The sequence below is a fragment of the Bradyrhizobium sp. SZCCHNRI3043 genome (assembly GCF_032377735.1).
In the GTDB taxonomy this organism is placed as follows: domain Bacteria; phylum Pseudomonadota; class Alphaproteobacteria; order Rhizobiales; family Xanthobacteraceae; genus Bradyrhizobium.
The window spans coordinates 631,233-647,137 of sequence record NZ_JAUHID010000001.1 but is presented as its reverse complement, the minus strand read 5'-3'; the positions used below and the strand labels follow the sequence as shown (position 1 = coordinate 647,137).

General features: G+C 66.6%; 14 protein-coding genes. 10 read left to right on the top strand and 4 right to left on the bottom strand.

Going from position 1 to position 15,905, the window contains the following annotated elements; all coding sequences use genetic code 11:
- The first annotated feature begins 23 nt into the window (after window positions 1–23).
- From QX124_RS03030 to QX124_RS03005, 6 genes are all read left to right on the top strand, one after another.
- The gene (locus QX124_RS03030) at window positions 24–1,418 is read left to right on the top strand and encodes an FAD-linked oxidase C-terminal domain-containing protein (protein ID WP_315796612.1); all 1,395 of its coding nucleotides are present in this window, start codon (window positions 24–26) and stop codon (window positions 1,416–1,418) included.
- Window positions 1,415–2,938: a sugar ABC transporter ATP-binding protein gene (locus QX124_RS03025; protein WP_315796200.1), complete on the top strand. Its 1,524-nt coding sequence runs from the start codon at window positions 1,415–1,417 to the stop codon at window positions 2,936–2,938. Before QX124_RS03030 ends, QX124_RS03025 begins: the two co-directional genes overlap by 4 nt.
- Window positions 2,931–3,881 carry an ABC transporter permease gene (locus tag QX124_RS03020; protein WP_315796198.1) on the top strand — a complete coding sequence of 317 codons (951 nt, stop codon included), beginning with the start codon at window positions 2,931–2,933 and terminating at the stop codon, window positions 3,879–3,881. Before QX124_RS03025 ends, QX124_RS03020 begins: the two co-directional genes overlap by 8 nt.
- Complete coding sequence (locus QX124_RS03015; RefSeq protein WP_315796197.1) at window positions 3,878–4,855, top strand: ABC transporter permease; 978 nt, start codon at window positions 3,878–3,880, stop codon at window positions 4,853–4,855. The genes QX124_RS03020 and QX124_RS03015 overlap by 4 nt, the downstream gene beginning before the upstream one ends.
- 39 nt (window positions 4,856–4,894) lie before the next feature.
- Window positions 4,895–5,869, top strand: a complete 975-nt coding sequence (locus tag QX124_RS03010) for a sugar ABC transporter substrate-binding protein (protein ID WP_315771357.1) — start codon at window positions 4,895–4,897, stop codon at window positions 5,867–5,869.
- 66 nt (window positions 5,870–5,935) lie between these two features.
- Complete coding sequence (locus QX124_RS03005) at window positions 5,936–6,223, top strand: YciI family protein (RefSeq protein WP_315778904.1); 288 nt, start codon at window positions 5,936–5,938, stop codon at window positions 6,221–6,223.
- Here the strand turns inward: QX124_RS03005 and QX124_RS03000 are convergent, their stop codons facing one another.
- From QX124_RS03000 to QX124_RS02985, 4 genes are all read right to left on the bottom strand, one after another.
- Complete coding sequence (locus QX124_RS03000; RefSeq protein ID WP_315778906.1) at window positions 6,224–7,117, bottom strand: NAD(P)-dependent oxidoreductase; 894 nt, start codon at window positions 7,115–7,117, stop codon at window positions 6,224–6,226.
- Window positions 7,114–7,530, bottom strand: a complete 417-nt coding sequence (locus tag QX124_RS02995; RefSeq protein ID WP_315736685.1) for a carboxymuconolactone decarboxylase family protein — start codon at window positions 7,528–7,530, stop codon at window positions 7,114–7,116. The genes QX124_RS03000 and QX124_RS02995 overlap by 4 nt, the downstream gene beginning before the upstream one ends.
- A 183-nt stretch (window positions 7,531–7,713) precedes the next feature.
- Window positions 7,714–9,174: an aldehyde dehydrogenase family protein gene (locus QX124_RS02990; protein WP_315778907.1), complete on the bottom strand. Its 1,461-nt coding sequence runs from the start codon at window positions 9,172–9,174 to the stop codon at window positions 7,714–7,716.
- A 473-nt stretch (window positions 9,175–9,647) separates the two neighbouring features.
- Entirely contained in the window at window positions 9,648–10,673 is a 1,026-nt protein-coding gene (locus QX124_RS02985; RefSeq protein WP_315796195.1) for a LacI family DNA-binding transcriptional regulator, read from the bottom strand.
- A 224-nt stretch (window positions 10,674–10,897) separates the two neighbouring features.
- Between QX124_RS02985 and QX124_RS02980 the strand changes: the two genes are divergently transcribed.
- The 4 genes from QX124_RS02980 to QX124_RS02965 all read left to right on the top strand — a co-directional run bounded on the left by QX124_RS02980 (window position 10,898) and on the right by QX124_RS02965 (window position 15,609).
- Window positions 10,898–12,037, top strand: a complete 1,140-nt coding sequence (locus QX124_RS02980; protein ID WP_315796193.1) for a sugar ABC transporter substrate-binding protein — start codon at window positions 10,898–10,900, stop codon at window positions 12,035–12,037.
- A gap of 76 nt (window positions 12,038–12,113) precedes the next feature.
- Complete coding sequence (locus QX124_RS02975) at window positions 12,114–13,655, top strand: sugar ABC transporter ATP-binding protein (protein ID WP_315796191.1); 1,542 nt, start codon at window positions 12,114–12,116, stop codon at window positions 13,653–13,655.
- Window positions 13,652–14,632, top strand: a complete 981-nt coding sequence (locus QX124_RS02970; protein WP_315754908.1) for an ABC transporter permease — start codon at window positions 13,652–13,654, stop codon at window positions 14,630–14,632. The genes QX124_RS02975 and QX124_RS02970 overlap by 4 nt, the downstream gene beginning before the upstream one ends.
- Window positions 14,629–15,609, top strand: coding sequence for an ABC transporter permease (locus tag QX124_RS02965; RefSeq protein WP_315736679.1), 981 nt, complete (start codon window positions 14,629–14,631; stop codon window positions 15,607–15,609). Before QX124_RS02970 ends, QX124_RS02965 begins: the two co-directional genes overlap by 4 nt.
- Window positions 15,610–15,905: the final 296 nt, after the last annotated feature.

The following is a 15,905-nucleotide window of genomic DNA, read 5'->3' as shown; positions in this document are numbered from 1 at the left end:
CGAGGAAGCGGACGGGAGGAATGATGGAGTTGCGGGTCGGCACCGGTGCATTGGCCGAGCGGCTTTCGAACCTGATCGGGCCGCGCGCGAGTCTCGCGCGCGGCGTGCTGGATCAGCACGGCCGGAGCGAGTCGTACTATCCGGCGATGCCGCCCGACATCGTCGTGTTTCCCGAGACAACGCAGGAGGTCGCCGACATCGTCAGGCTGTGCGCCGAGGCTGCCACGCCTATCGTGCCGTTCGGCGCCGGCACGTCGCTCGAAGGCAACGCTGCGGCTGTCGCGGGCGGGGTCTGTTTCGACTTCGCCCGCATGAACGAGGTGCTGGCCGTGCATGACGCCGACATGGACGTCGTGGTGCAGCCCGGCATCACCCGCAAGCAGCTCAATGCCGAGCTGCGCGGGACAGGCCTGTTCTTTCCGATCGATCCCGGGGCCGATGCCTCGATCGGCGGCATGAGTTCGACCCGCGCCTCCGGGACCATGGCGGTGCGCTACGGCACCATGAAGGACAACGTCCTCGCGCTCGAGGTCGTGCTGGCCGACGGCCGGGTGATCCGCACCGCCAAGCGTGCGCGCAAATCCGCCGCCGGCTACGACCTGACACGGCTGTTCGTTGGATCGGAGGGGACGCTCGGCGTGATCACCGAAATCACGCTGAAGCTGCATCCCCTGCCCCAGGCGATCTCGGCCGCAACCTGCAGCTTCCCGACTTTGCACGACGCGGTCGACACAGCGATCGCGCTGATCCAGTCGGCCGTCCCCGCCGCCCGCATCGAGCTCGTCGATGACGTCATGATGCGCGGCATCAATGCCTATTCGAAGCTCGGCTATCGGGAAGCCCCGACGCTGTTCCTGGAATTTCACGGCTCGGAGGCCGCCGTCGCCGAGCAGGCGCAGACGGCGGAGGCGATCGCGATCGAGCATGGCGGCCGCGGCTTCGCCTGGGCCAAGGCCGCCGAGGATCGCAGCCGGCTCTGGCACGCCCGCGACAATACGCTGTATGCCGGACTGGGCCTGCGCCCCGGCGCGCGCGCCGTCATCACCGACGTCTGCGTGCCGATCTCGCGCCTCGCCGAATGCCTGATCGAGACGCGCCGGGATGCCGACAGCAACGGCTTCAGTGCGCCGATCGTCGGCCATGTCGGCGACGGCAATTTCCACATGCTGATCCTGATCGATCCAACTGATGCGCACGAGCTGGCCGGCGCCAAGGCGCTGCAGTCGCGCATGGTGGCGCGCGCGATCGCGATGGACGGCACCTGCACCGGCGAGCACGGCATCGGCCTCGGAAAGGTCGACTATCTCGAGGACGAGCTCGGCGAGGCCGTTGGTGTGATGCGCGCGATCAAGGCCGCGCTCGATCCGGATGGCCTGATGAATCCGGGCAAGATCTTTGCGGGCGGAGCGCGGCCATGAGCGTGGCGGCAGCCATGGCAGCCTCATCGCCCGCGCCGCTGCTGGAGCTGCGCGGCATCAGCAAGACGTTCCCCGGCGTCAAGGCGCTGGACGACGTCTCGTTTGCGATCTACCCGGGCGAAGTCCATATGCTGCTCGGCGAGAACGGCGCCGGCAAATCCAGCCTGATGAAGATCCTGTGCGGCGCCTATAGCGCCGATGCGGGTGAGGTCTATTACAAGGGTAAGAAGGTTGCGATCGCCTCGACGGCCGATGCGCGAGACCTCGGCATCGCCGTGATCTTCCAGGAATTCTCGCTGGTGCCGTTCCTCGACATCGCGCAGAACATCTATCTCGGCCGCGAGCCGAAAGGCCGCCTGCCCGGCACCATCGACCGCCGCAGGATCCTGGCCGACGCCAAGCGCGTGCTCGACAGCATCGGCTTCGACATCGATCCTTCTGTCATCGTCGACACGCTCGGCGTCGCGCAGCAGCAGATGGTCGAGATTGCGAAAGCGATCAGCCAGAATGCGCGGATCCTGGTGATGGACGAGCCGACGGCGGCGCTGTCCGACCGCGAGGCGGAGCTGCTGTTCGCGCTGATCCGACGGCTCAAGGCGGACGGCGTGGCGATCGTCTACATCTCGCACCGCATGGCCGAGGTTTTCGCGCTCGGCGACCGCATTACCGTGCTGCGCGACGGCCGCCGCATCGGCGATGTCAGCCCCGCCGACGTCACGCCCGACCAGCTCGTGCGCATGATGGTCGGCCGCAATGTCGACATGACCTATCCGCGCCAGTTCGCGGAAGCACCCGGCGAGCTGCTGCTCGAGGTCAAGGGACTGAGCGCCCCGACCGGGATCGCCGACATCAACATCGAGGTGCGGCGCGGCGAGATCGTCGGCCTGTGCGGCCTCGTCGGCTCCGGACGCACCGAGGTGGCGCGCGCGATCTTCGGCGCCGATCCGGTCAGCGCCGGCGAGATCATCTTCGACGGCGAGCCGATCTCGGGCGAGCCTGATATCGCCGCCCGCCGCGGCATCGCGCTGATCCCCGAGAGCCGCAAGAGCGAGGGCCTGGCGCTGCTGCGCTCGGTCGGCGACAACCTCGTCGTGTCGGCGCTGAAGAAGCTGTTTCCCAGTGGCCTCTACGATCCGCGCGGCGCGCAGCGCACCGCGGACGGGCTGATCCGGCAATTGCGGATCGCGACGCCGAATGCGCGCCAGACGGTCGGCCTGCTCTCCGGCGGCAACCAGCAGAAGGTCGTGATCGGCAAATGGCTGGCGGCCGGCGCCAAGCTGTTCATCTTCGACGAGCCGACGCGCGGCATCGACGTCGGCGCCAAATCCGAGATCTTCGCGCTGATCGACCGGCTGGTCGCCGAGGGCGCCGCCGCGCTGATGATCTCGTCCGAGCAGATCGAGATCTGCCACGTCTGCGACCGCGCCTATGTCATGCGCGAGGGCCGCATCGCCGGACACCTGGCGCGCGGCGAGCTGACCGAGGAGAATATCGTGCGACTGGGGATGCATGATGAGTGACGCCGCCGTCGTTTCGCCGATCCGCTCGCTGCAGCGCATCCCGGGCGTGGCGATCGTCCTGGTGCTACTGATCGCGCTGTTCGGCGCGATCGCGCCAGGCTTCCTGTCGGCCGCGAACCTCTCCAACGTGCTGGTGCAGTCGACGATCCTGACCATGCTCGCGCTGCCGATGACCCTGATCATCATGACCGAAGGGCTCGACCTCTCGATGGGCGCGGTGCTGACGCTGACGTCGCTGTGCGTCGCCATCGTCTCGCTCGCGACCAAATCCGTGCTGCTCGGCCTCGGCGCCGCGGTGCTGGTCGGCGCGGCATTCGGCACCGTCAATGGCTGGCTGGTCGCGATCGTCGGGATTCCGCCGTTCGTGGCCACGCTCGCCACGCTCGGCATGGCGCAGGGCCTGTCGCTGATCGTGAGCGACGGCCAGAGCGTGGTCGGCATTCCCCACGGCGTGCGCGACATCTATTCGGCGACGCTGCTCGGCATCCCCGTGCCGATCGTGATGGGGCTCGTGACCTACGCGGCGTTTCACGGCCTGCTGTATCACACCAGGTTCGGCACCTACGTCTTCGCGCTCGGCGGCAACCGCGAGGCGCTCCGCTATGCCGGCCTGTCGCCGACAAGGCTCCTGATCGCGGTCTATGCGATCGGCGGCACGATGGCGGGCATCGCCGGCCTGCTGATGACCGCGCGGATGAATTCGGGACATCCGACCGCAGGGCTCGGAATGGAGTTCGACGCCATCGCGGCGGTCGCGGTCGGCGGCACCTCGTTCGAGCGCGGCAATGGCTGGCTGCTCGGCACCGTGCTCGGCGTCATCGCGGTCGGCGTGCTGCGCAACGGCCTCAATCTGGTGTCGCTGCCATCCTCCGTGCAGGTCGCGAGCGTCGGCGCGCTCGTCATCGTCGCGATGTTCCTCGACGGGCTGCGGAGCCGGTCATGAGCGACATCACCAAGGACAGCGTCCTGCCGCCGCGGTCGTTCCTGTCGCAGAGCACGGCGCAAGTGTTCTACCGGCTGCTCGCCGCGCTCTTGATCTGCGCCGCGCTGACCGTGCTGAGCGACTCCTTCCTCAGCCTCGGCAACATCCTCAACGTGCTCAGGCAGGCGAGCCTGACCTTCTTCATCGCCTCCGGCCTGACCCTGGTGGTGCTGACCGCCGGCCTCGATCTGTCGGTCGGCGCCAACGTTGCCTTGTCGGCGTGTCTCGCCGGCACCGTGATCCATCAGACCGGCTCGCCCGCACTCGGGATCGGCACCGGGCTGCTCGCCGGCGGCAGCGTCGGATTTCTCAACGGCTTCATGGTCACGGCGCTGCGCATCCCCTCTTTCATCGCGACCTACGGCATGCTCTGGGTGCTGAACGGTGTCACCTACTGGTACATGGCCGGCGAGACCATTCATGGCTTCCCGGCCGGCTTCCGCCAGATCGGCAGCGGCTATTTGCTCGGACTGCCGATCCCGGTCTATCTGCTGCTGGTGTTCCTCGCGATCGGAACGCTGTTCGCGCAACGCACCACATGGGGCCAGGAGATCTACGCCATCGGCGCCAATCCGGTCGCGGCGCGACTCTCCGGCATTCCGGTCGCGCGCCGGCTGCTGCTGGTCTACACCGTCTCAGGCACCATGGCCGGCCTCGCCTCGATCATCTTCCTGTCGCGGCTCAACTCCGCCGAAGCCGACATCGGCGAAAGCCTGACGCTGCCGGCCATCGCCGCGGTGCTGATCGGCGGCACTTCGCTGTTCGGCGGCGTCGGCACCGTGTTCGGCACCTTCATCGGCGCCCTGATCCTGACGCTGGTGCTGAACGGCATGAACCTGCTCGCGATCAGCGCCAACTGGCAGCCGCTCGTCACCGGAATCATCGTCATCATCGCCGTCTGGCTCGACATGAAGACGCGGCGCCCGACGCAATGAGCTCATAAGCAAACTCAGAAAACGAGGGATGGAAACACCATGCAACACCGGATACCGCACAGCCTCGCGCTCGCACTCCTGATCACGGCTGTCACGACGCAGGCCCGCGCCGACGGCGAGACCATCGCCGTGTTCACCAAGAACCAGACCAATCCGTTCTTCCAGACGGTGCGGGTCGGCGCCGACAACATGGCGAAGGTGCTGAACGCCAAGATCCTGCACTACATCCCGACCAAGCCGGACTCGATCCCCGAGCAGCTCAGCCAGATCGAAGACGTGGTGGTGAAGAAGCCGAGCGCCATCGTCTTCACGCCGGTCGACTACAAGGCGATGGTGCCCGGCGTCGAGAAGATCAACGACGCCAAGATTCCCGTCGTCAACATCACCGACCGCTCGGCCGGCGGCAAGTTCGTCTCCTTCGTCGGCGCCGACGACTACAGCCTCGGCCTGGAGACGGGCCGGTTCCTGCTCAAGACGCTCGGCGGCAAGGGCAACATCGTCATCATCGAAGGGGTCAAGGGCTCGCTGACCAATGTCGACCGCGTCCGCGGGTTCAACGACGCGCTCAAGGAGAATCCCGGCGCGAAGCTGCTGGCGTCGCAGCCCGGCAACTACCAACGCCTGCAGGCCCTGCAGGTGATGGAAAACCTGATGCAGTCCAATGCGCAGATCGACGGCGTGCTTGCCGCCAACGATGCCATGGCCGTCGGCGCCATCGAGGCGCTGGACGGCGCCAACCGCAAGGCCCAGGTGATCGGCATCAACGGCACCAAGGAGGCGATCGACGCGATCAAGTCCGGCAAGCTGCTCGCCAGCGGCGACTATAACGGCTTCGCCCAGGGCTGCCTCGGCACCATGATGGTCGTCCGCTCGCTGCGCGGCCAGCCGGTCGTCGGCGAGATCGTGCTGAAGCCGACCGTCATCACCAAGGACAACTACCAGCCGTTCGACGTTCCGCTCGAGCAGCGGACCTGCCCGACCTTCGAAGAGGCGAGCAAGCTCAGCGCGAAATAGGATCAGCCATCAGTCCGGAAGCAGGACGGCATGGAGCCGTCCGGCTTCAACTTGCGGAGAGAATTCATGCTGTTTGCGATTCACGCGATCGACAAGCCGGACGCGCTGCCGGTCCGGCTTGCCAATTACGACGCGCACAAGGCCTATCTCGGTGACACCGCCCGCCTGCCCGTCACCATCGTGATGTCCGGCCCGCTCGTCTCCGACGATGGGTCGACGATGATCGGAAGCCTGTTCCTGGTCGAGGCTGCCGGCCGCGCCGAGGTCGAAGCCTTCAACCGCGCCGACCCGTTTGCCGCGGTCGGCATCTGGGACAAGGTGACGATCACCGGCTTCCTGCGGCGCCAGGGGTAGTCAGCCCTTCAGCTCGATGCCGGCCAGCGCCTCGCTCAGCTTCGCCAGCGCGGTGTGATCCTGCCCGGGTCCGAGCAGCCCTTGCGCGCTCGCGCTCAGCTCGCGGCAGAGATTGGAGAATGGGGCCGCGACCCCGCTGGCACGCGCAACCTCGAGCGCGATCGAGAGGTCCTTGACCATCAGGTCGAGCCCGAAGCCGCTGTTGAACTGGCGCGACAGCACGAACTGCTTGAACTTCTTCTGCGTCGAGTTGTTCATGCCGGTCGAGGCGTTGAGCACGTCGGTCATCAGGCCGGGATCGATGCCGAACTGCTGGCCGATCAGCAGCGCCTCGATGCCGATCAGGAAGCCGCCGGCGGAGACGAGGTTGTTGAGCGCCTTCATCGCCTGGCCCGAGCCGAGGCCGCCGATGCGGTGGATCGTCGTGCCCATCGCGCGCAGCAGCGGCTCGACGCGATCGAGCGCAGCCGGCTCGCCGCCGGCCATGATCGCGAGCTCGCCGGTCACAGCGCGCGGCACGCCGCCGCTGACCGGCGCATCGAGCATGATCACGCCGAGCGGGGCGAGATCGGCCGCGATCGCCTGCGTCGCGGCCGGCGCGCCGGAGCTCATGTCGATCACGACGTGACCCTGCCTCAGACCTGCGCGCAGGGTCCCGACCGCGTCCGCGACATGCTTGCTGGTCGGCAGCATCGTGATGATGACTTCGGCATCTGCCGCTGCGGCCGCAAGATCCCCCGCCTCGATGCCGCCGACCTGGCGCACGAAATCCGCAGCCCGTTCCGGAACGGCATCATTGACCGCAACCGCAAAGCCGGCGCCGAGCAGGCGCGCGGCCATCGGCCAGCCCATGTTGCCGATGCCGACGAACAGGATCTTTCCCGGCGCGCTCATGTGCCGTCCTTTGCGCCGTCCTTCTTGGCGATCGCGCCTTCGGCGACCAGCACCTCATGCGCGGCCTTGAAGGCTTCGAGCCCCGCGGGAATGCCGCAATAGACGGTCGCGTGCAGCAGGATCTCCTTGATCTCGTCGACCGTGACGCCGTTGGTGAGCGCGCCCTTGACATGCAGCTTCAGCTCGCTCGGCTTGCTCAGCGCGGTCAGCATCGCGAGATTGATGATGCTGCGGGTGCGGCGATCCAGTCCGGGCCGAGTCCAGGCATAGCCCCAGCACATTTCGGTGGTGATGTGCTGGAAGGCCATCATGAAGTCGTCGGCCTTGGCGAGGCTGCCATCGACGTAGGCCGCGCCGAGCACCTCGCGGCGCACCTTCAGGCCCTTCTCGAACAATTCTTTTTCGTCGCTCATCCGCTCGTCTCCTTCAGCAAACCCTGATGTCAGCTCTTTGTCTGAGCATGATCTTTTCGGAAAACCGGCTTCCACTTTTCCGGATCATGCTCTAGCGCCTCGCCGCGCGGACTGACAACAACAACGCCGGGGGGCGTTGTCAGTGACGTCCGCACGGCGGAATTGATCGGAGATGCGAATCCGCTAGCCGTGCTTGACGATCAGGGTCTTCATCGCCGCAAGCTCGTACAGCGCCTCGAACCCCTTCTCGCGGCCGTGTCCCGATTTCTTCATGCCGCCGAACGGCAGCTCGATGCCGCCGCCGGCGCCGTAGCCATTGACGAACATCTGGCCGACCTTGACCTTGCGCGCGACGCGCATCGCCCGCGAGCCGTCGCCCGACCAGACGCCGGCGACCAGGCCGAAATCGGTGGCGTTGGCGAGCCTGACGGCGTCGGCCTCGTCGTCGAACGGCATCGCCGCCAGCACCGGACCGAACACCTCGTCGCGCGCCAGCTCGGAGTCGCGCGCGACGTGCTGATACAACGCCGGCGCCACATAGAAGCCCTCGCTCGGCACGCCGTCGGCGATCCTGCCGGACGCCACGCGCCTGGCGCCGCCGCTTTCGGCGCGCGCCAGCATGTTTTCGATCCGCGTCTTCTGGACCGCGCTGATGACCGGGCCGAGATCGAGGTCCATCTCCGGGGTGCCGGCGGTGATCTTCTCGAAGCGGAGCTTGAGGTCGGCCAGGAAGCGGTCCCAGATCGAACGCTCCACCAGCACGCGCGAGCCGGCCGAGCAGGTCTGGCCGGCGTTCTGCACGATCGCCGCGGCCACCGAGGTCAGCGCCGCATCGAGATCGGCGTCGGCGAACACGATCTGCGGCGACTTGCCGCCGAGCTCGAGCGTGCAGCCGATGTGGTTCCTCGCGGCCGCCGTCTGCACGAGCGTGCCGACCTCCGGGCTGCCGGTGAAGGAGATGAAATCGATGCCGTCATGCGCCGACAGCGCCGCACCCGCCTCCTCGCCGAGACCCGGCACGACATTGATCGCACCGGCCGGGAAGCCGGCTTCCGCCGCGAGCTCGGCAAGACGCAGCGGCACAAGGCAGGCCTCCTCGGCCGGCTTGATCACGGTCGCGTTGCCCATCGCCAGCGCCGGCGCGACGGTGCGGCCGAACATCTGCCCCGGATAATTCCACGGAATGATATGGCCGGTGACGCCGAGCGGCTCATAGACCGTGGTGACGAAGAAGCCGTCGAGGAACGGGATGGTGTCGCCATGCACCTTGTCGGCGGCGCCGCCGTAATATTCGAAATAGCGCGCGACCGCGACCACGTCCGCCTTGGCCTGCTTCATCGGCTTGCCGGTATCCGCCGCTTCGAGCTTCGCGAGTTCCTCGGCGTTGTCCTCGACGAGGCGGCCGAGCTTCGACAGCAGGCGCCCGCGGTCCACCGCGGCGAGCCGGCCCCACGGGCCTTCGAGCGCGCGGCGCGCCGCCGCCACGGCAAGATCGATGTCGGCCGCATCCCCTGCCGCGATCGAAGCGATCACCTGGCCGGTCGCCGGAGCAAGCATCGCAATGGTGCGGCCCGACCGCGCGGGCTGCCACGTGTTGTCGATGAAGACGCCCTTTGCGGCAGGCAGTTTGACATTGGCGTTCATGGCAGCTCTCCGGCTTCTCTTGCAGCTCGTCCTCGGTCATGTCAGACCTCGGCACGGTGCATCACCACGCGGCCGCGCGACGGCCGAGGCAACGGAGGCGTGTCACCATGGCCGGATTGGCCGGCCGCTCTCCCCCGTTTGCGCTGCAGCGGTCATGATGCCCGATGGATGCGTCCGACGTTTCTGTCAGACAATATCGGAGCCGTCCAGAACGGGGCGTGGGGTGCACGAGAACGTGCGGCGCGCGGCGCTTCGGGGCTCGCGCGCGATCGGCCGCGACGTGATCGTCGCAAGGCTCGTCATCTGGCTTACCGCCTGGTCCGCCAGGCGGTCGGGAACGCTGGTGGCCGGCGCGGCGATCTCGCCCAGCGCGGCCGCTGCCTCCTTGCGAGAGATTGGCCTGCTCGTGGGTGATGCAATGGGTGCTCGGCCGCACCACGTGCAGCACTGCGCCCGAAAGGGCGCGACCATCATCACGAAGCCACGAGGTGCGGTCCGGTGCTGCCGCGTGCGACGATCTCGAAACCGAGGTCGATCCGCCGCGTTCTCGGCCGCTTGCCGGTGGCGATCACCTGAAGCACCAGTTCGGACGCCACGCGCCCCATGTCGGCGCGCGGCGTCAGCACGGTCGACAGCGGCGGATTGGAGGCCGCCGCGAATTCCAGGTCGTTGAAGCCGATCAGCGAGATCCGGCGCGGGACCTCCAGCCCCGCCTGCTGGCAGGCGAACAACGCACCCAGCGCGATGTTGTCATCGCAGCAGAAAATCGCATCGGGAGCTCCGCTCGCGAGCATCTCCTCGGTCAGCTTCCGCCCCAGCGAGATCGTCGTCTGTGCCGGGAGCCAGGCAACCAGCGACTCGCCGTCCAAACCAGCTTCCGTCAGCGCCGCGCGATAACCCTCCAGCCGGGCTCGTGCCCGGTCGTCGCGCTGTCCGGAGAGGTAGGCGATCCGCCGATGTCCCAGCCCGATCAGGAAGCGGGTCGCGGCATAGCCGCCCTGGCGCTGCGAAAGTCCGACGTTCAGATCGATCGGATCGTCGGTCAGCTCGAACGTCTGCACCACCGGAATCCGCGAACGTTCGAGAACGCGCCGCGCGGCCCGCGTCTGATTCACCCCGACCAGGATCAGCGCCTCGATGTTCTGGCCCAGTAGCGTCCTGATGGCGCCCTCCTCCTCCTCCGCCGAATAACGGCTGCTGACGACGACGGGGCGAAAGCCGAGCGGCAGCAGGGCGTCGTAGATCGCCTGCAGGTAGTCCGCGAAGATGCCGTTGGAGAGCGACGATACGACGATGCCGATGGAATGCGTGCGGGTCGAGGCGAGCCGGCTCGCCGCGAAATTCGGCACATAGGCCAGCCTGTCGACCGCGGCATCGATCCGCTTGCGCAACTCCGGCGACACCATATCGGGCCGCCGCAGCGCCCGCGACACGGTGACAGCGCTGACATGGGCGATGCGGGCGACGTCCTCCAGCGTGGTGCGACGCTTCTGAGACATGATCCTTGCAACATTGATTCACGCGGATTTGTCCGAACCATATTCATGACATGCGACCGGCCGCTTGGCAAAAGCCGCGCGACGGTAATTGACAGCGCTGTCATTGATCAGTAACGCTTGGCGGGTCGAGACGACGAGCAATGCTCGCACAAACCTCCGGAAACAAAGAGGCGTCTCGCACATGCGTCATTGATTTGGCGCCACAACAACAGGGGAGGTCACGAATGTCGTCCAAGTCGATGAGGGCGCGATGCCTTGCCACTTGTGCATCGCTGGTGTTGGTCACGGCGTTTGCCGGCAAGGCGCTGGCGGAGCCGGAGATGGTCAAGGGACCGGCGACCGAGCCTGAATGCATGGTGCCGTGGACCGCGGACACCAAGTTCTTCAAGTTTCCGGCCAAGAAGGGCCCGTACCGCATCGCACTGGCGAACGGCTACATCGCCAATACTTGGCGCATCCAGATGATTCAGACCGCGAAGGCCTATGCGGCGCAGCCGGAGGTCAAGGCCAAGCTGAAGGAGTTCAAGGTCGTCTCGACCGGCGAGGACGTCCCGGCCCAGATCTCGGCAATCAACAACTTCATCGACTCCGGCTATGACGCGATTGTCGTCAACGCGCAGAACCCGACCGCGTTCGGGCCGGTGATCAAGCGTGCCAAGCAGGCCGGCGTGATCCTCGTCGCCTTCGACAACATCCTTGCGACGGAAGATGCGATCAACGTCAATGTCGACCAGAAGGGTCTCGGCGAACTCTGGGCGAAGTGGCTGGTCAAGAACGTGCCCGGCGGCGGCAAGGTGCTCGAGGTGCGCGGCGTCGCCGGCACCTCGGTCGACACCGACCGGCACAACGGCTTCCACTCCGTTCTCGATGCCTCCGGCAAGAAGTGGCAGGTCACCGAGGTCGTCGGCAAATGGGACGACGGCGTCGCCCAGAAGGCCACGGCGGATGCGATCGCGACCAATGGCCCGTTCGATGCGATCTCCGGCCAGGGCGGCGACACCGGCATCGTGCAGGCCATGCTCGACGCCAAGCACAAGATGGTGCCGTTCGGTGGCGAGACCGAAAACGGCTTCCGCAAGTTCTGCGCCGCCAAGGCGTCCGAAGGCCTGAAATGCTCTTCCGCCGGTACCGGCCCTGCGCAGGTCGCGGTCGCGATCAAGGTCGCGCTCGCCGCCCTCGAAGGCAAGGTAGTGCCGCAATCGGTCAAGCTGCCGCTCGCCGTCGTGGAAGATCCGAGCTTCAAGAAGGATCAGGACTACTTCCCGGCACAGTCCGACAACTTCTTCGTCGGCAACTCCTTCCCGACCTGCGGCATCAACTTCACGGCGCAGGAGATCATGGGCCAGTCGAAAGAAAACCAATAGGCCGGTGCGATCGCTGGTCCGCGAGTTCTCTCGCGGCCAGCCCGTCCCTATTGCCCAAACGACTGAGGGAGCAAGCATGATCGCGGCCGAGCCGCTGTTTCGCGCCGAAGGATTGTCCAAGCGCTATGGCGGCGTGATCGCTCTCGACGGTGCGGACCTGGAGGTCCACCCCGGCCGCATCCACGCGATTCTCGGCGAGAACGGCGCCGGCAAGTCGACGCTGATCAAGCTCATGGTCGGCGTGGTCACGCCGGACGAAGGCCGCATGACGCTTGCGGGACGCGAGGTCGCCTTCACCGGTCCTTCCGCGGCAAACGATGCCGGCGTCGTCTGCATCTTCCAGGAGCTGTCGCTGATTCCCGACCTGTCGGTCGCAGACAACATCATGATCTCTCATCCGCCGACGCGATTCGGAATGATCGATCGGCGGGGCCAGCGTCGACTTGCAGAGGAGGCGCTGCACCGCGCCGGCGCCGGCGACATTCATCCGCGTGCGCTGGTGAAGGACCTGCCGCTGTCGCGCCGCCAGATGGTCGAGATCGCGAAAGCGCTGTCGCGGCAGCCCAAGATCCTGATCCTCGACGAGGCAACCTCGGCGCTGACCGCTTCCGACGTGACCAAGGTGTTCAAGGTGCTGAAGCGCCTGCGCAGCGAGGGGCTGGCGCTGCTCTACATCTCCCATCGCATGCACGAGATCGCCGAGCTCGCCGACGACTGCAGCGTGTTCCGCAACGGCCGCCGCATCGCGACTTTCCCGGCCGGTACCAAAACGGATGCCGAAGTGATCGAGCTCATGATCGGCCGTGAGTACAAGCATGCCTTCCCGGAAAAGCCGCCGCGGAAAATCGATGGCCGGCCGCCAGCGCTGCAATGCAAGAGCCTCGGCTGGGGCGACCGGCTGAAGGACATCTCGTTCTCGCTGCAGGCCGGCGAGATCATCGGTCTCGGCGGGCTCGACGGCCAGGGCCAGCGCGAGCTGCTGCTGGCGCTGTTCGGCGTGCTGCGGGACTGTCGCGGCGACATTCTGATCGACGGCAACAAGGTGACGATCGACAGCCCCGTCACCGCCAAGTCGGAGCGCATTGGTCTCGCGCTCATTCCGGAGGACCGCAAGACCGAAGGGCTGATGCTGCCGATGTCGGTGCGCGACAATCTTTCGGCCGCGGCCTTCGACCGGTTCGCGACATTCGGCATCATCGACCGGCAGCGGCAATCGACGCTGATCGACGAGATGATCCGCCTGATCGAGATCAAGACGGCCTCTCCAGATCTCGCCGTCAGCGCGCTCTCCGGCGGCAACCAGCAGAAGGTCGTGATCGCGAAATGGCTGATGAACAAGCCGCGCATCATCCTGCTCAATGATCCGACGCGCGGCATCGATGTCGGCACCAAGCAGGAGATCTACCGGCTGCTGCGCCGGCTTGCCGACGAGGGCGCCGCGATCCTGCTCTATTCGACCGACTATGACGAGCTGATCGGCTGCTGCGACCGCGTGCTGGTGATGTACGATGGCGCGATCAGGCGCGAGCTCGCGGGGGCCGAGATCACCGAACGTGCGCTGGTCAGCAGCGCGCTCAACGTCGACGAGGGCGAGCGAGCGGAAGCGAGTCTGGCATGACCGAGTGGCGGTACTGGCTCTCCGAACAGCGCGGCACCCTGCTCGCGATCGGGATCTTCGTCGCGATGTTCGTGCTCTATGCGACCAATCATCCGGCCGGCTTCAGCGCCAACATGGTGCAGACCGCCGCCAACAAGGCGACGCTGCTGGCCTTCGTCGCCATGGCGCAGGCGATCGTGGTGATCACCGCCGGCATCGATCTGTCCGTCGGCATGATCCTGACTCTGACCAACTGCCTCGCGTCCTGGATCGTGGTCGGAACCGCCACCGAGACGGCGCTCGGCGTGGCCGGCGTGCTCGGCACCGGCATCGTCTGCGGCATGATCAACGGCGCGATCGTGATCTTCGGGCGTCTGCAGCCGATCGTGACCACGATCGCCACGGGCGCGATGTATTACGGGCTCGCGCTGTTCCTGCGACCCAATCCCGGCGGATCCGTCAACGAGACGCTGGCCGATGCCCTGACCGGCAGGCTGTTCGGCGTGCTGCCCACGAGTCTCGTGGTTCTGGCTGTGACGGCGCTGCTGATCTGGGTGCCCTATAGCCGCTCGGTCGTCGGCCGCGCCGCGTTCGCGACCGGCTCCTCCGAGGTCGCAGCCTACATGTCCGGCGCGCCGATCCGCGCGGCCAAGTTTGTCGCCTACACCTTGGCCGGCCTGTTGTCGGCGATCGGCGGCCTGTTCCTGACGTTCTTCTCGTATACCGGCGAGGCCGCCTATGCGAGCGGCAACGCCTACACCCTGTTCTCGATCGCGGCCGTGGTGCTCGGCGGCGTGTCGCTGATGGGCGGGCGCGGCAGCGCGATCGGGGCGATCTTCGGCGCCCTCGCGTTCCGCACCATCGGCGATCTCCTGTTCGTGTTCGATTTCGATCCGCTGTGGCAGCCGCTATTCCAGGGCCTCGTGCTGATGCTCGCGGTCTCGATCGGCGCGTTCGGCCTGGTGCGGGTGCGCAATCGCCTGGAGTGGTTCGGATGAGCGACGCAACGGCATCACAACCGGCCCGTCGGGGGATCGCCATGCTGCGCCGGATCGATCCGGCGGTGGCCGCCTCCTTCGGCTGCATCCTGCTGTTGCTGCTCGTGGGCAGTCTCTATTCGCGCAGCTTCCTGTCGCCGGACTATCTGCTGCAGCAGTTGAAGGTCGCGAGCTTCCTGGGCGTGATCGCCACCGGGATGATGCTGGTGATCCTGCTCGGCCAGATCGATCTGTCGGTGCCGTGGGTCGTCACGACCGGTGCGATGATGGCCTGCGCGGCGGCCGCGCATGGCACGACCGGCGCCATCATCGCGATTCCCTGCGGCATTCTCTGCGGCGCCGCCATCGGTCTGTTGAACGGCATCGGCGTCGCCTATCTGCGCATCCCCTCGATGATCATCACGCTGGCGACCAACGCGGTCGCGCAAGGGCTGATGGTCGCCTACACCGGCGGCTTCGCGCCGCAGGATTCCGCCTCCAAGGCGATGCGCTATCTCGCCACCGGCACCATTGTTCCCGGCGTTCCGAACGCGGTGCTGGTCTGGGCGATCATCGGCGGCGCAGCGATCTGGCTGCTGTCGCGGACCACGTTCGGCCGCGCCATCTACGCCATCGGCAACCGCGAGCGCGCCGCCTATCTCTCAGGGATCGATACACGCCGCATCACCATGCTGGCGTTCGCGCTGTCGGGCGCCCTCTCCGCCTTCGGCGGCGTGCTGCTCGCGGGCTATGCCTCGAAGGCAGCGCAGTCGATGGGCGACGCCTATTTGCTGCCCTCGATCGCCGCCGTCGTGCTCGGCGGCACGCACATTCTCGGCGGCCGCGGCAGCTATCTCGGCACCGTCGCCGGCGTCGTGCTGATCACCCTGCTGCAGTCCATTCTGTCGGTGATGCAGATCAGCGAGGCCGGCCGCCAGCTGATCTACGGCGCCGTGATCATCCTGATGCTCCTGATCTACGGCCGCCAGAAACTGTGATCGCACGCGACATCGCGACGGGGCGATCGGACGGAAGACGGCTGCACGACAGCGACCGCGGCGACCGGCCCTCCCGCAAGCCGGCCTGCGAGCTGCGGCGCATGCGACAGCACTACCACGGGTGGCTTCCCATGATGAATGGTGAAGACCCTTTAAACGAGGGCTGTGTCGACGCGAAAGCGGCTTCGTTTTCCGGACATGAATGCGGTCTCGACACAACCGATACAGGATTCCAGGCTACGTTCAGTTAAGCATCTCATCACGGTATCCCCGTATTTTACCCGCAAAGGTTGATT

What these genes read in the sequence shown, in the direction of transcription:
- QX124_RS03030 (WP_315796612.1), top strand. Translation starts at nt 24, where the DNA reads ATGGAGTTGCGGGTCGGCACCGGTGCATTGGCCGAGCGGCTTTCGAAC.
- QX124_RS03025 (WP_315796200.1), top strand. Translation starts at nt 1,415, where the DNA reads ATGAGCGTGGCGGCAGCCATGGCAGCCTCATCGCCCGCGCCGCTGCTG.
- QX124_RS03020 (WP_315796198.1), top strand. Translation starts at nt 2,931, where the DNA reads ATGAGTGACGCCGCCGTCGTTTCGCCGATCCGCTCGCTGCAGCGCATC.
- QX124_RS03015 (WP_315796197.1), top strand. Translation starts at nt 3,878, where the DNA reads ATGAGCGACATCACCAAGGACAGCGTCCTGCCGCCGCGGTCGTTCCTG.
- QX124_RS03010 (WP_315771357.1), top strand. Translation starts at nt 4,895, where the DNA reads ATGCAACACCGGATACCGCACAGCCTCGCGCTCGCACTCCTGATCACG.
- QX124_RS03005 (WP_315778904.1), top strand. Translation starts at nt 5,936, where the DNA reads ATGCTGTTTGCGATTCACGCGATCGACAAGCCGGACGCGCTGCCGGTC.
- QX124_RS03000 (WP_315778906.1), bottom strand. Translation starts at nt 7,117, where the DNA reads ATGAGCGCGCCGGGAAAGATCCTGTTCGTCGGCATCGGCAACATGGGC.
- QX124_RS02995 (WP_315736685.1), bottom strand. Translation starts at nt 7,530, where the DNA reads ATGAGCGACGAAAAAGAATTGTTCGAGAAGGGCCTGAAGGTGCGCCGC.
- QX124_RS02990 (WP_315778907.1), bottom strand. Translation starts at nt 9,174, where the DNA reads ATGAACGCCAATGTCAAACTGCCTGCCGCAAAGGGCGTCTTCATCGAC.
- QX124_RS02985 (WP_315796195.1), bottom strand. Translation starts at nt 10,673, where the DNA reads ATGTCTCAGAAGCGTCGCACCACGCTGGAGGACGTCGCCCGCATCGCC.
- QX124_RS02980 (WP_315796193.1), top strand. Translation starts at nt 10,898, where the DNA reads ATGTCGTCCAAGTCGATGAGGGCGCGATGCCTTGCCACTTGTGCATCG.
- QX124_RS02975 (WP_315796191.1), top strand. Translation starts at nt 12,114, where the DNA reads ATGATCGCGGCCGAGCCGCTGTTTCGCGCCGAAGGATTGTCCAAGCGC.
- QX124_RS02970 (WP_315754908.1), top strand. Translation starts at nt 13,652, where the DNA reads ATGACCGAGTGGCGGTACTGGCTCTCCGAACAGCGCGGCACCCTGCTC.
- QX124_RS02965 (WP_315736679.1), top strand. Translation starts at nt 14,629, where the DNA reads ATGAGCGACGCAACGGCATCACAACCGGCCCGTCGGGGGATCGCCATG.